The sequence below is a fragment of the Desulfovibrio faecalis genome (genome assembly GCF_053570625.1).
In genome coordinates, this window is sequence record NZ_JBRBQR010000001.1 from 2,775,593 (window position 1) to 2,794,779 (window position 19,187).

Here is a 19,187-nt window from a genome sequence, read left to right on the forward strand (position 1 = left end):
CCTACCGCACCTCGGTGACAGACGCCGCAGGGGCGCCCTTGGCCTGCGATGCTTGCACAGGTACGCCCCGAACAAGCTCGCCGGGGGCCGCTTTCTGGAAGCCCTCAACCACCAGCAGGTCGCCAGCGTTGAGGCCCGCGCCCACAATCCAGCGGTTGCCGTATGCGCGGTCAATGCTCACATCGCGCCGCGTCAGACGAAAAATCCCGTCTTCCGCGCCCTCTTTCTGCAAGACGTAAACAGAGTGCCCGCCAGTGTTGTTCACAAAGGCGGCCCCCTGCGGGATCAGCACGGCCTTGTCCACCGAGCCTTCTTCAATAGCGGCCTTAACGTACATGCCCGGCAGCAGCAGCCCGTCAGGATTATCGACCACAGCCCTCAGCCTTATGCTCCCCGTGCTCTGCGCCACAGATATTTCAGAAAACAGCAGGTCGCCCTGTATCCAGGCCGATTCGCCAGCATGCGCTGCTGTGACCACTGGCGTATAGGGCGAGCCGTCTTCAAGCGTCAGGCGGATTTTTGCTGTATCGCCGTTGGCGGATATGCGGCCCTGCGCAAGGGCGCGGCGCAGGCGGATAGCCTCCGCGCTGGATTGCGTCATATCAATATAGACTTGGTCAATCTGCTGAATGACGGCCAGAGGGGACGACTGGTTGGCAGTAACCAGAGCGCCGACCGTAACGGCAGAGGCCCCAATGCGGCCTGACACCGGGGCTTTTATTTCCGTATAGGCGAGGTTGATGGCCGCTGTTTCAAGCTCGGCCTCCGCCCTGGCAACGCGGGCGCGGGCCTGACCGTGCTGCGAGATGGAATTGTCCAGCTCCTGCTGGCTGACGGCGTATTGCTTGATCAGCGTCCGCTGGCGTTTTTCCAGCAGGGCAATGGCGGTAACAGCAGCCTTTGCCTCAGCAAGCGATGCTCTGGCTGTGGCGTGGGCCGCCTGATAGATGGCCGGGTCTATGCGGTACAAGACCTGCCCTTTTTTTATATCGGCGCCCTCTTCAAACAGGCGCTCAATGATAATGCCGTCAACCTGAGGCCGAACCTCCGCCGTCACCAGCGCGGAAACCCGGCCCGGCAGTGTGCTGCTCAGGGTCAGCTTTTCTTCACCCAGCACAAGGTATTGCACCTCGGCATGAGCTGGGCCAGACTCCTCCGCCTTGGTGCAGCCAAGGGCGAGCACCGTCAGCCCCAAGGGCACGAGCAGCCACAGTCGAAATTTTTTCATACTAAACCAGCGCATTACAAACACCTCTGCTCTTGTATGGGCAAACAACCTCGGGCTTGCCCTTTTGCCTGTAATTTGCCAGCGTAAACTATACAGTTACTTTAGAGTCAAGAGAAAAATGAAATGAAAAAGAATCTGCTCACCTCAGGCGAATTTGCCAGCCTGTGCGGCACGCAAAAAGGCACCCTGCTGTTCTACGAAAAAGAGGGGTTGCTGAAACCCAAGCACGTTTCAGAAAACAGGTACCGCCGATACGGGATTGAGCAGTATTTTGAATTTGACCTGCTCTCCATGCTCAAGGAGGTCGGCAGTTCGCTGAAGGAAATCAAGGCGCACCTGCACAACATGAACGGCGAGGACTTCCTGTCATTCTTGCAGGAAAAACAGCGCAACACAGAAAAGGAACTGCGCCAGTTGGCCCAGCGCAGGTTGATGCTCAAGGACATGACCGCCTGCCTGCGCGAAGCCCTGGATTTTGAATACGACACCATGACCGTGCGGCACCAAAAGGCAGAACGGCTGGAAATGACGCCCACAGGCGCAAGCCCATCAGAGTCGCAATGGGAACTTGTGCAGCGCTTTGTGGAATATAATCGGGGATATGAGCAGCAGGAAGAAAAACCGCGCTATCCCTTTGGCGTTGTCTTTTGCCTGGATGACATACGGCAGGGCAGCTATGTTGAGCGGTATTACTTCACCAGGGTGCGGCGCTCCACGCCGCCCTCCCTCCTCCATATCAAACCAGAGGGAAAATACGCCATTCTGGCCCACAATGGCACGGACGCCTCGCACAGGCTGGCCCTTGACGATATGCTGAAAAAGGTCAACGCCGCCGGCCTGACCATGAAAAGCAATGTTTATGTGTGCGACATGATGAGTTACGTCATGCAGGAGGGCGGGGACTGCTACGCGGTGAAATACGCCATCCGTGTGGAATAGTGGCATACTGCCTCAATTTACGGGTCCCCGTAATCAGGGGCACCCAGCAAGGGCCGCGTGCCCTCGCCCCAGTCGCCGGTACGTATTTTCCTCTTGCGGGCGGGGCGCTGTAATCGTAGAGATATGCAAGAGCTATACTTTTGCTCCACCTAAATAACTACGAGGCCCACATGCAGGTTTGCAAAAAAATGGCTGACGGCGTTTTGCATGTCAGCATAGCGGGCAAGATCGACACAGTGACGGCTCCGGCGCTGGACAGGGATTTGCAAGAAGACTGCGGCGCTGCGGATGAGCTTGTGCTCAATTTCAGCGAGGTAGACTATATTTCAAGCGCAGGCCTGCGCATTTTGCTGCGCCTGCACAAGCGCATGGTTCAGCGTAAGGGCATGCGCATCATCCACGCCAATGAAACCGTGAGGGAAGTGTTCAGCATCACAGGTTTTGTGGATCTGTTTACCATAGAATAGCCGCACACCCGCAAGCCCGCGCCGCCGGTTCGGGTTTTCCTCATGCTGAGCGGGCAAGCCCGCAAAGGCGGGCCGCCATGCACAAGTTATTTCACAAATGGCTTTTTATCTGCATTTTCCCCGCCTTTTGCCTCACGCTTGCCGCATCCTATCTGTTGCAGACCCGGCAGGCCGAAGAAAACGCCCGCCACATGCTTTCCACTAATCTGGGCGATGGGGAAAAATATCTGCGCATGGTCATTACCAATGCCGCCTACATCCGCGAAATTTCGGATGCTGGCGCGCTGACCAAGGCACGGGCCTTTGCGGCCATAATCACGCAAAACCCAAACATTCTTAACATCCCAACAATATTACATTTTTTGCGCAAACTACTGGACGTGGAAGAGCTGAACGTTGCGGACGACCGGGGCGTGATCATCGCCTCCACGGGTCCCTTTGTGGGCTATGATATGGCGTCCTCGCCGCAGTCTGCGGCATTTTTGCCAGCCCTGCGCGATCTGGATTTTGCCCTTGTGCAGGATATTGAAGAGCGCGGCGCGGACCGCGTGCCCTTTCAGTATGCCGGTGTGGCCCGCCGCGACTGCACGGGCATTGTGCAGATCGGCTACTCGCCCAAGCGTCTGACAGCCGCCTTGCGTTCCGCTGCGGTGGATCAGATCGCCCCGCGATACCATATTGGCTCCAACGGGTTCATGGTCATCTCCATCTACGGGGCCGTCATCAGCACGGGCAACGAGACCGCTGTCCCCCTTGGGGCGAATGTGAAGGCCCTCGGCCTCATACAGACAGACGGCAAGGGGCTGGTTTCCATTCTCGGCAAGCAGTACATCTGCCAGAATATCGAGGTGGAGGGCTACACCCTCTTTGCCCTGCTGCCGCGCAGCGAGGTGTTTTTCTCGCGCGACAGCATGCTCCTGTACATCGCGGCCTGCAATGTGGTGCTGTTTGCCGTGATTTTCTGGATGGTGTCGCATCTGGTCAAACGGCTGGTCATCAACGATGTGTACCGCGTCAACGAAGACCTGCAAAAAATCACGTCCGGCAATCTGGATGTGGTGCTCAACGAGCGCACCACGCCGGAGTTCGGGCTGCTCTCTGACGGCATCAACAAAACCGTGCAGAGCCTCAAGGCGGCCATCAGCGCCGCAGCGGGCCGCATAGACGCGGAGCTGGAATTTGCCCGCGCCATCCAGTGCTCCTCGCTGCCAAGCGTTTTCCCCGCCTATCCAGAGCGGGAAGACTTTGATATTTTTGCCGTCATGCGCGCCGCCAAGGTGGTGGGCGGCGACTTTTACGACTTCTATCTGCGGGATAAAAACCAGCTTGTGATTGTGGTGGCCGATGTGGCGGACAAGGGCATCGGCGCGGCCCTGTTTATGATGACGGCCAAGACCCTCATCAAGAGCCTTGCGGAATCGGGCCTTTCCCCGGCAGAGATATTCACGCAGGCCAACAAACGCATCACCGCGCAGAACGATCAGGATATCTTTCTTACGGCCTTTCTGGCGGTGCTTGACCTTACAACCGGGCGGCTGATCTGCGCCAACGCCGGGCATGAGCATCCGCTGATATTCAGACGCGCCGAAGGCCGCTACGCATGGCTTGAAGCAGGCCACGGCCTGCCGCTTGGGGCCATGCCCAATTCCCGCTACAGGGAGCAGACCTTTCAGATTGCCCCGGGCGACCGTATGTTGCTCTATACTGACGGCGTCAGCGAGGCGGAAAACAGCCGGGGCGAACGCCTTGGCCTCAGCGGCATAGAAAACGCCGTGCTGGGTACCGAAGATATGGATGCGGAGCAGACCGTGCAGGCCCTGCTGCGCCGGGTGGACGACTTTGCAGCAGGCGTGGAACAGGCGGACGATATTACCATCCTGGCGCTGGAATTTACTGGTCTGGCCTGGGATGAACTGCTCATAACGGCGGATGACGCTCATCTGGAAACACTGCTGGCCTTTCTGGAAGAAAAACTCAAGGTCGCCCAGTGCCCCGCCGCCACACTGCCCATGCTGCTGGTTACTGCGGAAGAAGTCTTTGCAAACATCGCCCACTATGCCTACGCCCCGGATCAGGGAACAGTGCTGGTGCGCTGTCGGATGCGTTCCGAGCCGTTTCAGGCCGTGATGCAGTTTCAGGATACAGGCCGCCCATTCAACCCCCTGCACCAGCCGGACCCGGATACAAGCCTGCCCGCCGAGCAGCGTCGCGAGGGCGGGCTGGGCATCGCCATGATGCGCAAGATCATGAGCCGGATGGAATATGCCCGCACTGCGGACGGCAAGAACATTTTAACCCTCTGGAAGCAGGAAGACGCCTGAGCGCGGGGCAGGGCGCGGGGCCGGGCGCGGCCCGTCCGATTCAGCTCGCGCCAGCCTCCTGCATTAGGGCGGCATCTTCACCGCGTGGTTGCCGATTCTGCCAATGCCCATAGGGAGTAGCATCATGGAAGCAAAAAAAGCCATCATCGAGACCGTGGCAGAATATCTTGCCCCCCTCTTCGGCCCAGCCACCGAAATTCTGGACGATGACTACACCAGGGAAAATTTTGAAGACCTCGCCGAAATGAACGGCAGGCGCTTTATGCTGCGGGTCGCCCTTACCGGTCAGCCGGAGGATGAAGTGTACCTCTTCCGCGCCATTCCGTTTACGGAAACGGAGCAGGCCATTGCCCGCAACATCCTTGATGAATGGGAAAAAATCTTCACCACGCCCCACATTGATGATTACGCCGCCGTGTGCATACGGCAGGCGCAGATCATCGGCATTGCCAAAATACTCTCGCCAGAGCGCCACACAACGGTGCTGCGCATGCTGAATCTGCTGTCGTTCTGGTCGAGCGAAACGTATGAAGGCGACAAGATATCCTTCTGCGTGGGCATTGACGAAGACGACCTCCGCCCCGGCAGCGTGAATTTTTTTGATGCCAGCAAGGAGGACTACGCCAAGGTGCTCACCTCCGGCTGCGATACCCTGCTTGTGTGCAATGCAGAGGGCGGCATAACCGCCTACTGCGAGGCGGCATTGCCAGCAGAGGCCGAGGCGGCCCACGTTTACGCGCCTCTGGCCTTTTTGCCCGTGGCCTATTGGACATCACAAAACAGGTGCGCCTTTTGCCTCAGCAGAAACGGCGACATCCTCATCTTCAAAAACAGGCAGCTATTTTTTGCCAAAAGGCGCGGCAAGTGGCTGCATTTTTCGCATCAGGCCTACCTTGCCGAGCTTGGCTATCAGGGGCAGGGCGGCAGCAGGGGCACCATTGAGGCGCTGTACCTGAGCCTGCTCGATGTTTCATTCCGGCGCAAAGGCGCGTGTATCGGCTTTTTCCGCACAAACGCCGTTACCCCGTGGATGATAAACGAGCGCCGTAACCAGCGCATTGGACAGAACATTTCCCAGGATGAACTGGTTCGTATTTCGCAAGACAGGCTGCACGGCTACCTGAACGAAATAGTCAGCCAAGGCGACATGCTGGCGCGCGAGGCCAGCAGCAAAGCCGCGCTGCTGCGCTCGGCCCTGCCAAGCCTGAATTTTGCGCAAATCCCGCGCAAGCTGCGGGCCGAGCTTCTTTCCATTGATGGCGCAACCCTGATCTTTGACGATGGCAGCGTTTTTGCGGTGGGGGCTATCCTTAAAATTCCCGGCGGCAGCAGCAGCGGCGGGCGCAAGGCGGCAGCCATGACCCTGGCAGAGCACGGTATTGGCATCAAGGTTTCCAACGATGGGCATATCACGGCCTGGAGCCGGAGAGCCGAAGATGGGCAGGCCCTGTTTGAAATAGGCTAAGCGGCGGCAAATTCTGAGGAGGCAGGAAAAAACGTTTTTTTGTGCGCCTGCCAGTGTGGTTTGTGTGCTCAAACGAGAATAGCCGCTCTACCCGGCAATTTTTTTGTCTTGTCATGAAGTTCCCACTGAGGTAAATTAGTGAACAGAGGCTTTTTTATTTTTCTCTCCCGCTTTTTTTGCTTGCCAAGGACTCGGATTCCTAGTATGCATCCTCTTTCAACGATTGGTGCGGGAGGCTCCTTTCTGTTTTTCAATAACTTACTGACCAAGCATATATATTAAAGGTAATGCCCTGACCCCAGCCCTGTTTACCCAGACAGGGATGGGTTTTTTACGCCTTGCCCGCAGTAGGTTCTTTTTAGCCTTCCCACCAGATTACGCTTTCAGGGTGCAGTGACAGCAAGTTTTTTGCCCGCCGGCTTAGGCATGCTGATTTGTCTCGCGCAGCCGGGGCGCAACCGCTACCTATCTTGAGGTACCCATGGGCCAGCTCACCAAACAGTTCGGCAAGATCAAGGTTTCCCTCCCTATCCCACATCTGCTGAATCTGCAGATAGATTCTTACCAGAAATTCCTTCAGGAAGGCGTTTCAGATGCCGACCGCAGCCCAGAGGAAGGGCTGGAAGGTGTGTTCCACACCGTCTTCCCCATTGAGGATTTCAATAAGACCGCCAGTCTTGAGTTCGTCAGCTATGAAATCGGCGAACCCAAGTACGACCAGGCCGAGTGCATTTCCAAGGGGCTGACCTACGAGGCACCCATGCGCATCAAGGTGCGTCTGGTTGTCTATGACACCGATGAAGCTTCGGGCAACCGCACCATCCGCGACATCAAAGAGCAGGATATCTATTTTGGCACCCTGCCCCTGATGACGGAAAAGGGCACGTTTATCATCAACGGCACCGAGCGCGTCATCGTTAACCAGTTGCAGCGCTCGCCGGGCATCATCTTTGAGCACGACGGCGGCAAGACTCACACCAGCCGCAAGGTGCTCTATTCCTGCCGCATCATCCCCATGCGCGGCTCGTGGCTCGACTTTGACTTCGACCACAAGGATATTCTGTACGTCCGCATCGACCGCCGCCGCAAGATGCCTGCCACCATCCTGTTCAAGGCCATGGGCATGAGCAAGGAGCAGATTCTTGAATACTTCTACTCGCAGGAGCACTACCGCATTGAGTCGGCCAGCAGCCTGTTCTGGGAAGTGCGCAAGGATCTGTACCGCAAGGACAACGCCTACGCCGACATCATCGACGCGCAGGGCAATGTCATTGTCAAGGCTGGCAAGCCCATCACCAAGCGCAGCTGGCGCCTGATCTGCGAAGCGGGCATTGAAGCTATCGAGGTTCGACCCGACACGCTGGACGCCATGTTCCTGGCTTTGGACGTGGCCGACCCCAAGACGGGCGAAGTGCTGGCAGAAGCTGCGGACGAAATCACCGCAGGCCTGCTCGACCGCTTCCGCGAAGCGGGCATCACGCGCATTGCCGTTCTGCACACCAAGGGTACGGATACGTCTTCGTCCATCCGCGACACCCTGGTTCAGGATCGCATCCCCGACCAGCAGAAAGCGCAGGAAGAAATCTACCGTCGTCTGCGTCCGTCTTCTCCGCCTACCCCGGAAATTGCGGCCAGCTTTTTTGACAACCTGTTCCGCAACGGCGACTACTATGACCTGTCGCCCGTGGGCCGCTACAAACTCAACCAGCGTCTGAGCCTGGATGAGGCTGACGACCTGCGCACGCTGACCGACCACGACATCCTCACCGCCATCAAGGTGCTGGTGCAGTTGAAGGACAGCCACGGCCCCGCCGATGATATCGACCACCTTGGCAACCGCCGTGTGCGTCTGGTGGGCGAACTGGTGGAAAACCAGTACCGCATCGGCCTTGTGCGTATGGAACGCGCCATCAAGGAGCGCATGAGCCTTCAGGAAATTTCCACGCTCATGCCCCACGACCTTATCAATCCCAAGCCTGTGGCGGCTGTGCTGAAAGAATTCTTCGGCACCTCGCAGCTTTCGCAGTTCATGGATCAGACAAACTCGCTCTCCGAAGTGACGCACAAGCGCCGCCTTTCGGCCCTGGGCCCCGGCGGTCTTACCCGTGAACGCGCGGGCTTTGAAGTGCGCGACGTGCACACCTCGCACTATGGCCGCATCTGCCCCATTGAAACGCCTGAAGGCCCGAACATCGGTCTGATCGTTTCGTTGACCACCTTTGCCAAGGTAAACGACTACGGCTTTATCGAAACGCCTTACCGTGTTGTGCGCGATGCCCGCGTTACCAATGACGTGGTGCACCTTGATGCATCCCGCGAAGGTGGTCAGGTTGTGGCTCAGGCCAACGCCCGCACCGATGCCGACGGCAACCTGCTTGACGAATACGTTACCGTACGCGTCAAGGGCGAAGTGGAAATGAACCCGCGTGAAGAAGTGACCCTGATGGACATTTCGCCCAGCCAGATGGTCTCCATCTCTGCCGCGCTCATTCCCTTCCTGGAACACGACGACGCCAACCGCGCGCTCATGGGTTCAAACATGCAGCGTCAGGCCGTGCCGCTTCTGCGCGCCGAAAAGCCCCTGGTGGGCACCGGCATGGAAGTGGACGTGGCCCGCGACTCCGGCGCGTGCATCGTGGCTCCCGCTCCGGGCAAGGTGGAATATGTGGACGCCGACCGCCTCATCGTTTCCTACGAAGGCGATGTGTTCCCCAAGCAGGGCGGCGTGCGCGCCTATGACCTGCTGAAGTTCCACAAGTCCAACCAGAACTCCTGCTTTGGACAAAAGCCCACCTGCTACCCCGGCATGCCCGTGAAAAAGGGCCAGATTCTGGCTGACGGCCCAGGTATTGACGAAGGCGAACTGGCCCTCGGCAAAAACCTGGTGGTCGCCTTCATGCCCTGGTGCGGTTACAACTACGAAGACTCCATCCTCATTTCCGAGCGCACCGTTCGCGAGGATACCTTTACCTCCATTCATATTGAAGAATTCGAGGTAGTGGCCCGCGACACCAAGCTTGGACCGGAGGAAATCACCCGCGATATTCCCAACGTCAGCGAAGAAATGCTGCGCAATCTGGACGAAAGCGGCATCATCCGCATCGGCGCAGCGGTCAAGCCCGACGATATCCTTGTGGGCAAGATCACGCCCAAGGGCGAAACCCAGCTTACGCCTGAAGAAAAGCTGCTTCGCGCCATCTTCGGCGAGAAGGCCAGGGATGTGAAAAACACCTCCCTCAAGGTTCCCCCGGGAGTGGAAGGCACCATCATTGACGTGAAGGTCTTCAACCGCCGCTCCGGCGAGAAGGACGACCGCACGCTGGCTATTGAAAGCCACGACACGTCCGTGCTGGACCAGAAGGAATCTGATCACCTTCGCGCTTTGTCCGACCGTACCCGCGTTCAGATTGCCCCGCATGTGCTGGGCAAACAGATCGCCGCCGCAGTGCCGGGCAAAAAGAAGGGCGAAGTGCTGGCCGAAGTGGGCGCAGCCCTGACCGAAGATGTGCTTGAGCAGATCCCCGTGAAGAAACTCGCGGGCCTGTTCAAGAGCAAGGAAGTCAACGACTCCGTGGCCGACGTGCTCAAGTCTTACGACCAGCAGGTTGAATACCTGAAGGCCATTTACGACTCCAAGCGCGAAAAGGTTACGGAAGGCGACGATCTGCCCCCCGGCGTCATCAAGATGGTCAAGGTGCACATCGCCATCAAGCGTAAGCTCTCTGTGGGCGATAAAATGGCTGGCCGCCACGGTAACAAGGGTGTTGTTTCCTGCATTCTGCCGGAAGAAGACATGCCCTTCTTTGCCGACGGTCGCCCCGTGGACATCGTGTTGAACCCCCTGGGCGTGCCTTCACGTATGAACATCGGGCAGATCATGGAAACCCACCTTGGGTGGGGCGCCAAGGAACTGGGTCGGCAGCTGGCCGAACTGGTTGACTCCGGCGCGGCCATGCAGGTTGTGCGCGAGGAACTGAAGGGCGTTTACAATTCGCCTGAAATCAGCGCCCTGGTGGACAGCATGAGCGATGAGGAATTCAAGGCCTCCGCCCTCAAGCTGCGCAACGGTATTGTTACCAAGACCCCGGTGTTCGACGGTGCCACCGAAGAAGAAATCTGGGGCTGGATGGACAAGGCTGGTCTTGCCAACGACGGCAAAACCACCCTGTACGATGGCCGCACGGGTGTTCCCTTCAAGAACCGCGTGACCACGGGCGTCATGTACATGCTCAAACTGCACCACCTGGTTGATGAAAAAATCCATGCCCGTTCCACTGGCCCCTACTCGCTGGTGACGCAGCAGCCCCTCGGCGGTAAAGCCCAGTTCGGTGGACAGCGTCTTGGTGAAATGGAAGTGTGGGCTCTGGAAGCTTACGGCGCGGCCTATCTGCTGCAGGAATTCCTCACGGTCAAGTCGGACGACGTGACCGGGCGCGTGAAGATGTACGAGAAGATCGTCAAGGGCGACAACTTCCTTGAAGCCGGTCTGCCCGAATCCTTCAACGTGTTGGTGAAGGAACTCATGAGCCTTGGCCTCAACGTGACCCTGCATCAGGAAGAAGGCAAGAAAAAGCCCAAACGCGTGGGCTATATGAAAGAACGCGAGGAAGAGGCGTAACAGCCCCTTTCTGCGGCCCCGGAAACGCGTTGCGTTGGCCGTGAGCGGTTATGCCTCTCACGGCCAACGACAGCATGGCTAACGATTTCAACGAGCTTTTTACAAAGCAAGGTATACTATGAGCCTGGACGATCTTTTCACCGCACGCGGCGCGTCGACCAACGTGACGAACATCCGCAACCTGAAAGCCATCCAGATTTCCATCGCATCGCCCGAGGCCATTCGTGAATGGTCATATGGCGAAGTGAAAAAGCCGGAAACCATCAATTATCGTACCTTCAAGCCGGAGCGCGACGGCCTGTTCTGCGCCAAGATATTCGGCCCTGTGAAGGACTATGAATGCAACTGCGGCAAATACAAACGCATGAAGCACCGCGGCATCGTCTGCGAAAAGTGCGGCGTTGAAGTTATTGCCTCCAAGGTACGCCGCGAGCGCATGGGCCACATTGAGCTGGCCGCGCCCGTTGCCCATATCTGGTTTTTGAAGACCCTGCCTTCCAAGATCGGCACCCTGCTCGACATGACCATGGCTGATCTGGAAAAGGTACTGTACTTCGACTCCTACATTGTTCTTGATCCCGGTCAGACCAATCTGCAGAAGCGTCAGGTCATCTCTGAAGACCAGTACCTCCAGATTCTTGACCACTACGGCACGGACGAAGTTCTGACCGTGGGCATGGGCGCGGAAGCCGTGCGCAGCCTGCTGGAAGAGCTGGAGCTGGAAAAGCTGCGCGCAGAACTGCGCGAAGAAGGCGAATCCACCAAGAGCCAGACCAAGAAGAAAAAGATCACCAAGCGCCTCAAGATTGTTGAAGCCTTCCTTGAGTCGGACAACAAGCCCGAATGGATGATCATGGAAGTCATTCCTGTCATCCCGCCGGAACTGCGTCCTCTGGTGCCGCTGGACGGTGGCCGCTTTGCCACCTCTGACCTCAACGACCTTTACCGTCGTGTGATCAACCGCAACAACCGTCTGAAACGGCTGATGGAACTGGGCGCGCCCGAAATCATCATCCGCAACGAAAAGCGCATGCTTCAGGAAGCTGTGGACGCGCTCTTCGACAACGGTCGTCGTGGTCGCGCCATTGCGGGCACCAACGGTCGCCCGCTCAAGTCGCTTTCCGACATGATCAAGGGCAAGCAGGGCCGGTTCCGTCAGAACCTGCTCGGCAAGCGCGTTGACTACTCCGGCCGTTCGGTTATTACCGTTGGCCCTTACCTCAAGCTGCACCAGTGCGGTTTGCCCAAAAAGATGGCGCTTGAGCTGTTCAAGCCCTTCATCTATGCCGAGCTTGAAAAAAGAGGCCACGCCTCCACAATCAAGAGCGCCAAAAAGATGGTGGAGCGCGAAGAGCTGGTAGTGTGGGATATCCTTTCGGAAGTGGTGCGCGAATACCCCATTCTGCTCAACCGCGCCCCTACCCTGCACCGTCTGGGCATCCAGGCCTTTGAACCCCTGCTGGTTGAAGGCAAGGCCATCCGTCTGCATCCGCTCGTCTGCTCGGCCTACAACGCCGACTTTGACGGTGACCAGATGGCCGTGCACATTCCCCTTTCGGTGGAAGCGCAGATCGAATGCCGCGTGCTCATGATGAGCACCAACAACATTCTTTCGCCCGCCAACGGCGGCCCTGTCATCGTTCCTTCTCAGGATATCGTGCTTGGTCTGTACTACATGACCGCCGAGCGCAGCTTTGAGCAGGGCGAAGGCATGAGCTTCTGCGCCCCCTGGGAAGTGGAAGCCGCCTATGACGCCGGACAGGTCTCACTGCATGCCCGCGTCAAGGTGCGCATGCCCGATGGGCACGTGTACGACACGACCCCCGGCCGTGTGCTCGTGAGCGACATCCTGCCTGAAAAGCTGGGCTTCGAAAACGTCAACTGCGTGCTCACCAAGAAGAACATTGCGCGTCTCGTGGGCGCGGCCTACCGCCACTGCGGCATCAAGGCCACGGTCATTCTGTGCGACCGCCTCAAGGACATGGGTTACGAATTCGCCACAAGGGCGGGCGTAACCATCGGCGTGAAAGACCTCACCATTCCTGAAAGCAAGAAGCACATTCTGGCTGCCTCGCAGGCGGAAGTGGACGACATTGAACATCAGTACCGCGACGGTATCATCACCCGTACTGAAAAGTACAACAAGGTGGTTGACGTGTGGACCAAGGCCACACAGGACGTTTCGGCAGAGATGATCAAGGATATCTCCTACGACATCCTTACCGACCCCAAGACCGGCAAGCAGGAAAAGAACCAGAGCTTCAACCCGATCTTCATGATGTCCAATTCGGGCGCTCGTGGTAACCAGGATCAGATGCGTCAGCTCGCCGGCATGCGCGGTCTTATGGCCAAGCCTTCAGGTGAAATCATTGAAACGCCTATCACATCTTCGTTCCGCGAAGGTCTGTCGGTGTTGCAGTACTTCACCTCCACCCACGGTGCTCGTAAGGGTCTTGCCGATACCGCCCTCAAGACGGCCAACTCCGGTTACCTTACCCGCCGTCTGGTTGACGTTGTGCAGGACGTTATTGTCTGCGAACACGACTGCGGCACTGTGGACGGCATCGAACTGACCCACCTCAAGGACGGCGGCGACATCAAAACCCCGCTGGCCGAGCGCGTCATTGGCCGTGTGCTGCTCTACCCCGTGTTTGATCCCGACGATCCGAACACCGTGCTCATGCCCGAAAACACGCTTATCGAGGAAAAGGAAGCCCAGCTTATCAGCGACAAGGGCATTTCCTCCATCACCGTGCGCTCGCCCCTTACCTGCCAGGCCGAACGCGGCATCTGCGCCCTCTGCTACGGGCGCGACCTTGCTCGCGGGCACCTGGTCAACACGGGCGAAACCGTGGGTATCATCGCGGCCCAGTCCATTGGTGAACCTGGTACGCAGCTTACCATGCGTACCTTCCACATTGGTGGTACGGCTTCGAGCACCATTGAAAAGAACAAGTTTGAAGCCCAGAACGCGGGTCGCGTTATCCTGAACCGCGTACGCGCCGTCACCAACCGCGACGGCGTGGAACTGGTCCTCGGCAAGAGCGGTCAGCTCACCATTGTGGACGCTCAGGGCCGCGAACGCGAAAAATACATTCTGCCCAACGGCGCACGCCTGCTTGTCCATGACGGGCAGGAAGTGACCAAGGGCGTTGTGCTGGCCGAATGGGATCCGTTCAACGAACCCTTTGTCTGCGAAGAAGAAGGCGTTATCCGTTTTACGGACATCATCGACGGCAAGACCGTACAGGAAAAGGTGGACGATATCACCCGTCAGGCATCCCTGACCATTATGGAATACCGCACCACCAACTTCCGCCCGTCCATCTCCATCTGCGATGAACACGGCAGCGTCAAAAAGCGCAGCCACGGCGGCACGGCGGCGGTCTACACCCTGCCCGTCGGCTCCATCATCATGATCAAGGACGGCGCAGACATCCAGGCCGGCGACATCATCGCCCGTAAGCCCCGCGAAACATCCAAGACCAAGGATATCGTGGGTGGTCTTCCGCGCGTTGCCGAGCTCTTTGAAGTTCGCAAGCCCAAGGACATGGCCGTGGTTTCCGAAATCGCGGGCACTGTCACCTACGCTGGCGAATCCAAGGGCAAGCGCAAGCTGGTGGTCACGCCCGAAATCGGCGAAGCCAAGGAATACCTGGTGCCAAAGGGCAAGCACATTACCGCTGCTGACGGCGACTTTGTGGAAGCGGGCGATCCGCTGACCGAAGGCTACCCCGAACTGCACGATATCCTGCGCACCCGTGGCGAAAAATACCTTGCCCGCTACCTTGTGGACGAAATCCAGGAAGTGTACCGCTTCCAGGGCGTGGGTATCGACGACAAGCACATCGAAGTTATTGTGCGTCAGATGCTCAAGAAGGTTACGGTTCTCGATTGCGGCGGCACCAGCTTCCTTGTGGGCGAGCAGGTGGACAAGGCCGAGTTCAAGGCCGAAAACCAGAAGGTCATTGCCGAAGGCCGCGTGCCAGCTACAGCGGAACCGCTGGTGCTGGGTATCACCCAGGCTTCGTTGACTACCTCCTCGTTCATCTCGGCGGCCTCCTTCCAGGAAACCACCAAGGTGCTCACCGAGGCGTCGCTCAAGGGCAAGATGGACTACCTGCGCGGCCTCAAGGAAAACGTCATTGTGGGTCGCCTCATTCCTGCCGGTACCGGCTACCGCGAATACGTCAACGGCGATATCGTGGTTCCCGACCAGAAGGAACGTCCCGACAAGTTCCTTGAAGACCTTGAAGAAAATCCTGTGCTGGTTGACTTGAACAACTAGACAGACAGAATAAACCGGGCCATGGCCCGGAGACTGACAGCCCCCTTTGGAAGTTCGCTTCCGAAGGGGGCTTTGCGTTGGCGCGCGTGAGGGCCAGCGGGACATCAATGTCTACGCACTGGACTGTCCACGCCTGTTTCCGGCCTGCTTCATCCACGGGCCAGTTTCACACACGGATACCCCCTTTCCCGCACTAAACTTCACTATTCCCAAAATCCCACCACACATGTCTTCTCCCGCCGAAGATGCCAGCCGCATCAACCAAGGCCTTCTCACGCCCCATACTGCCCCTGGAAGAGTCCAGTCAGCTTCACAGGAACCACAATCCATATTTAAACCCCGCAAGTACGCCGCACCCCTTTATACAGCGCAAGCGCCTACCGTTGTGCGTTGTGCAGGTTATCAAGAGGCTAACCGGTCATTTGTGTTGCGGATATTTAGAGATTGTACACACAAACACCATTACTTATAGAAACAATAAGCAATCTTTTAGCTACGTTTATATGTAAATCATATGCACCTTTTCCTAAAAATATTTTTTAAAACATTAATTGTATTGTTTTACTATGCAATTGCATTGTTTATTACAATATCAATACATTAGCTTTTATGCCGATTGTGCAATTTTTCTCATTTAAGATAGATTGTTAATCCTTTCAATACTTGAGCTTAACTTGCATTTTTTTGCATAAAAAAATCCATACCTCGTTGACACAGTATGTTTAATATGAGAATAGTTTTGTACGGATTAATTACATCAAGTTTTTTATTAATTAATTGCTCTTTTTAACCGCCTCATATAAACTGGGGCGCGACTGCGGAAGACGCAGGGGGTTGTTATGTCAGCTTTGTCAGAACGCGATTATCTGGCCGATGAAATTTGCGAACTGTTCACCAAGCTCACAGGCGATGCGTATGCCGAAGACATGGCACGTGCGCGCAAGCTGGCCGAAGGGGGAAACCCTCACGATCACTGGCTGCACACCACCAGGCTTGACTACGAATCGCGCCTCTTCATGTACATGGCGGCGGCTTTTGCCATGCGCTGCATGAAGGGGGAACCCTACAAGTGCGCCGTCTTCATGCGCAGCGCGGCCGAGGCCCTTAGCCAGCCCCAGGACTAGGCGAATGTCGACAACGGGAAATCCCGACGCATGTGCGCGGGATTTCCCCAATTGTGCCCGGCACAATTCAAGCCGGGAAAACACCATCTGGATTTTGTCAGGAAGCAAGGATCCATCATGCGGGAAAAACTTATCAGATTCAGAACCACTCTCCCCTGCCTGTTATTATTGATCTGCGGCCTGGCGGCATTGCCCGGCGCGGCGTTTGGCAACGAGCTTGTGCCCGTTACCACGCCCGCCGTGAGCAAGCCAGAGATGCCCAAGGTCTTTTTTCCCCATGACAAGCATGTGGACGCAGTGGAGGCCAGAAACGGCGACTGTTCATCCTGCCACAACATGACAGATGCAGGCATGTCTGAAACCCTCAAGGACGTAACATCGGTTCCGGCGAAAAAGCAGGTTGCTTACATGCACACAGCCTGTACCGATTGCCACGTCAAAGCTGGCAAGGGCCCGCGTCTTGTGGACTGCCGAGTCTGCCACAGCGAACGCACCGCATCTGAGTTTGCCGGCAAGAAGAAATAGCCAGTAGGCTCATGGTACACCGAAGAATACGTTAGGAGGCAGATCAGATGCTGGATTTCATTACCGGACCACTTTTCATTATTTCAATTGCCGTATTTGTCGTCGGCCTGCTTGTACGCGCGGTTTTATACGTGCGCGGCCTGGATGCACGCCTTGAACGCGTGGCATACAGCTATCATACCGAGCGCTCCATCCCCGGTGCGCTTGCTTCCATTTTCAAATGGCTTATCCCTGGGGGAACCAGCGGCTGGCGCGCCCAGCCGGTTGCAACCATCCTTTTCTTTCTTTTGCATTTCGGCGCTGTGCTTATACCGCTGTTTCTTCTTGGGCACACGGTTCTGCTTGAAACCTATGTGGGGATAAGCCTGCCGTCGCTTCCAGGCGGCGTTGCCGATGTGCTTGCCATCATGGCTCTTTCCGGCATTGTTCTGCTTGCCTTGCGGCGTCTTTCCTCACCGGCGCTCAGGCAGCTCAACAGCGGCCAGGATTGGCTTATTCTGCTTTTGACCTTTCTGCCCTTTGCCACGGGTCTTATGGCGCGCCTTGACGGCGGCGCCTACCAGACGTGGATGATAGCCCATGTGCTCAGCGGCGAACTGTTTCTTCTGCTGGCCCCCTTCACCAAGCTTTCGCACATTGTCCTCTTCTTTATGTCTCGTGCGCAGATCGGCATGGACTTTGCCATCAAAAGAGGCGGCGCAACGCGCGGCGGCGCTTTCCCCTGGTAATCGGGGCAAACGAATTATCTTTTCGCCAGAAAGGAGCGAACCATGTCCGAATTGCTGTGCACCCCAACCCCCGTCACCACCAAGGAAGGCATCCTTGATCTGCTGAAGGACAAGGGCGGGGCGCAATACTATGCCCAGATGAAGGAAATGAAGGTCGACCAGGAAGCCCTGGCCCGCGACCTGGAGCAAACCTGCAAATCGCGCACCCGCACATGGCTCAGCGTCTGTGCGCACTGCGCCATGTGCGCGGACAGCTGTTTTTTCTACCGCACCAACAACAACGACCCCACGCAGATTCCTTCGTACAAGATTCAGGCAACGCTGGGTGAGCTGCTGCGCCGTAAAGGCAAGGTTGACGCCGAGTTCATGATCAAATGTATGGACGCTGCCTGGGGCAAGTGCACCTGCTGCAACCGTTGCGCCGTTTATTGCCCTCACGGCATTGATACGGGCGTTATGTTCAGCTATCTGCGCGGCATTCTCTTCAAGCACGGCTTCATCCCGTGGGAAATGAAAATCGGCTCCGGCATGCACCGCGTTTACGGGGCGCAGATGGACGTGACCGAAGAAGACTGGGTTGAAACCTGCGAATGGATGGTCGAAGAGCAACAGGATGAATGGCCCGACCTGGAAATTCCTGTTGAAAAAGAAAACGCGGACGTCATGTACATTCTTAACGCCCGCGAAGTGAAGCACTATCCTGAAGACATCGCTCAGGCCGCCATTCTCTTTCATGTGACGGACACCAACTGGACTGTGCCGCGCGAAGGCTGGGAAAACACCTCTCTCACCATGTTTGCGGGCGACTGGGAAGGCTGCGCGCAGAACGTCAAACGCATCTACGCCGCCATTGAGCGCATCAAGCCCAAGGTTGTTGTGGGTACGGAATGCGGCCACGCCCACCGTGCAACAGTTGTTGAAGGCCCCTACTGGGCAGGACGCGAAAGCGGTGATCCGCCGGTGCGCTTCATGCACTATGTGGAATGGATTGCAGAGATGCTGCGTACAGGCAAGATCAAGATTGATCCTGCCAAAAAGCTCAAAATGCCCTGCACTCTTCAGGATTCGTGCAACTATGTGCGCAGCCACGGGCTTGGCAAGGCCACGCGCGAAATCATGAGCTACATTGCGGAAGACTTCCGCGAAATGGACCCCAAGGGCGACCACAACTTCTGCTGCGGTGGCGGCGGCGGCCTTAACGGCATCGGCCTGTACCGCAAAGAACGCAACGTGGGCCTGAAAAACAAGCTGGACCAGATCAAGGCAACCGGCGCGGAACTGGTCATAAGCCCCTGCCACAACTGCTGGGACGCCATCCGAGATATGATGGAAGTCTACGAGGAACACAACATCAAGTGGTCGTTCCTCAAGCCGCTGCTGGTTGATATGATGATTATTCCGGATCACATCAACCACAACGAAGTATAAAAAATGGGCCGTCTGTGCGGCAGACGGCCCAACAAAACAAGGGTTCCCCAAAAGAA

Annotated in this window: 11 protein-coding genes; 10 read left to right on the forward strand and 1 reads right to left on the reverse strand. The window is 57.0% G+C overall.

What is annotated here, in order from left to right:
* Position 1: 1 nt before the first annotated feature.
* Positions 2-1,228, reverse strand: a complete 1,227-nt coding sequence (locus tag ACUZ79_RS12325; RefSeq protein WP_449251772.1) for an efflux RND transporter periplasmic adaptor subunit — start codon at positions 1,226-1,228, stop codon at positions 2-4.
* 123 nt (positions 1,229-1,351) lie between these two features.
* Between ACUZ79_RS12325 and ACUZ79_RS12330 the strand changes: the two genes are divergently transcribed.
* The 10 genes from ACUZ79_RS12330 (at position 1,352) to hmcF (ending at position 19,131) form a co-directional block, all read left to right on the forward strand.
* Positions 1,352-2,167 (forward strand): MerR family transcriptional regulator, encoded by an 816-nt coding sequence (locus ACUZ79_RS12330; protein WP_449251773.1) that lies wholly within the window; start codon positions 1,352-1,354, stop codon positions 2,165-2,167.
* A 170-nt stretch (positions 2,168-2,337) separates the two neighbouring features.
* Complete coding sequence (locus tag ACUZ79_RS12335) at positions 2,338-2,634, forward strand: STAS domain-containing protein (RefSeq protein ID WP_240825091.1); 297 nt, start codon at positions 2,338-2,340, stop codon at positions 2,632-2,634.
* Between the two features lie 77 nt (positions 2,635-2,711).
* Positions 2,712-4,955 (forward strand): SpoIIE family protein phosphatase, encoded by a 2,244-nt coding sequence (locus tag ACUZ79_RS12340; protein ID WP_449251774.1) that lies wholly within the window; start codon positions 2,712-2,714, stop codon positions 4,953-4,955.
* A gap of 124 nt (positions 4,956-5,079) precedes the next feature.
* Positions 5,080-6,420, forward strand: coding sequence for a hypothetical protein (locus ACUZ79_RS12345; protein ID WP_449251775.1), 1,341 nt, complete (start codon positions 5,080-5,082; stop codon positions 6,418-6,420).
* A 481-nt stretch (positions 6,421-6,901) separates the two neighbouring features.
* Entirely contained in the window at positions 6,902-11,038 is a 4,137-nt protein-coding gene (gene rpoB / locus ACUZ79_RS12350; RefSeq protein ID WP_240825098.1) for a DNA-directed RNA polymerase subunit beta, read from the forward strand.
* 118 nt (positions 11,039-11,156) lie between these two features.
* Positions 11,157-15,326 carry a DNA-directed RNA polymerase subunit beta' gene (gene rpoC / locus ACUZ79_RS12355; protein WP_240825099.1) on the forward strand — a complete coding sequence of 1,390 codons (4,170 nt, stop codon included), beginning with the start codon at positions 11,157-11,159 and terminating at the stop codon, positions 15,324-15,326.
* 839 nt (positions 15,327-16,165) lie between these two features.
* On the forward strand, positions 16,166-16,450 hold the full coding sequence (locus ACUZ79_RS12360) for a hypothetical protein (protein WP_022658301.1): 285 nt from the start codon (positions 16,166-16,168) through the stop codon (positions 16,448-16,450).
* A gap of 117 nt (positions 16,451-16,567) precedes the next feature.
* Complete coding sequence (locus ACUZ79_RS12365; RefSeq protein WP_240825100.1) at positions 16,568-16,975, forward strand: cytochrome c3 family protein; 408 nt, start codon at positions 16,568-16,570, stop codon at positions 16,973-16,975.
* A gap of 47 nt (positions 16,976-17,022) precedes the next feature.
* Positions 17,023-17,703 carry a sulfate respiration complex protein HmcE gene (hmcE, locus tag ACUZ79_RS12370; RefSeq protein WP_192112878.1) on the forward strand — a complete coding sequence of 227 codons (681 nt, stop codon included), beginning with the start codon at positions 17,023-17,025 and terminating at the stop codon, positions 17,701-17,703.
* Positions 17,704-17,745: 42 nt separating this feature from the next.
* Complete coding sequence (gene hmcF / locus ACUZ79_RS12375; protein ID WP_192112877.1) at positions 17,746-19,131, forward strand: sulfate respiration complex iron-sulfur protein HmcF; 1,386 nt, start codon at positions 17,746-17,748, stop codon at positions 19,129-19,131.
* Positions 19,132-19,187: the final 56 nt, after the last annotated feature.

Excerpts from the sequence above, each read along its gene's own strand:
- ACUZ79_RS12360 (WP_022658301.1), top strand. The coding sequence starts at position 16,166 with ATGTCAGCTTTGTCAGAACGCGATTATCTGGCCGATGAAATTTGCGAA.
- ACUZ79_RS12345 (WP_449251775.1), top strand. The coding sequence starts at position 5,080 with ATGGAAGCAAAAAAAGCCATCATCGAGACCGTGGCAGAATATCTTGCC.
- ACUZ79_RS12365 (WP_240825100.1), top strand. The coding sequence starts at position 16,568 with ATGCGGGAAAAACTTATCAGATTCAGAACCACTCTCCCCTGCCTGTTA.
- hmcF (WP_192112877.1), top strand. The coding sequence starts at position 17,746 with ATGTCCGAATTGCTGTGCACCCCAACCCCCGTCACCACCAAGGAAGGC.
- rpoC (WP_240825099.1), top strand. The coding sequence starts at position 11,157 with ATGAGCCTGGACGATCTTTTCACCGCACGCGGCGCGTCGACCAACGTG.
- ACUZ79_RS12340 (WP_449251774.1), top strand. The coding sequence starts at position 2,712 with ATGCACAAGTTATTTCACAAATGGCTTTTTATCTGCATTTTCCCCGCC.
- hmcE (WP_192112878.1), top strand. The coding sequence starts at position 17,023 with ATGCTGGATTTCATTACCGGACCACTTTTCATTATTTCAATTGCCGTA.
- ACUZ79_RS12325 (WP_449251772.1), bottom strand. The coding sequence starts at position 1,228 with ATGAAAAAATTTCGACTGTGGCTGCTCGTGCCCTTGGGGCTGACGGTG.
- ACUZ79_RS12335 (WP_240825091.1), top strand. The coding sequence starts at position 2,338 with ATGCAGGTTTGCAAAAAAATGGCTGACGGCGTTTTGCATGTCAGCATA.
- rpoB (WP_240825098.1), top strand. The coding sequence starts at position 6,902 with ATGGGCCAGCTCACCAAACAGTTCGGCAAGATCAAGGTTTCCCTCCCT.
- ACUZ79_RS12330 (WP_449251773.1), top strand. The coding sequence starts at position 1,352 with ATGAAAAAGAATCTGCTCACCTCAGGCGAATTTGCCAGCCTGTGCGGC.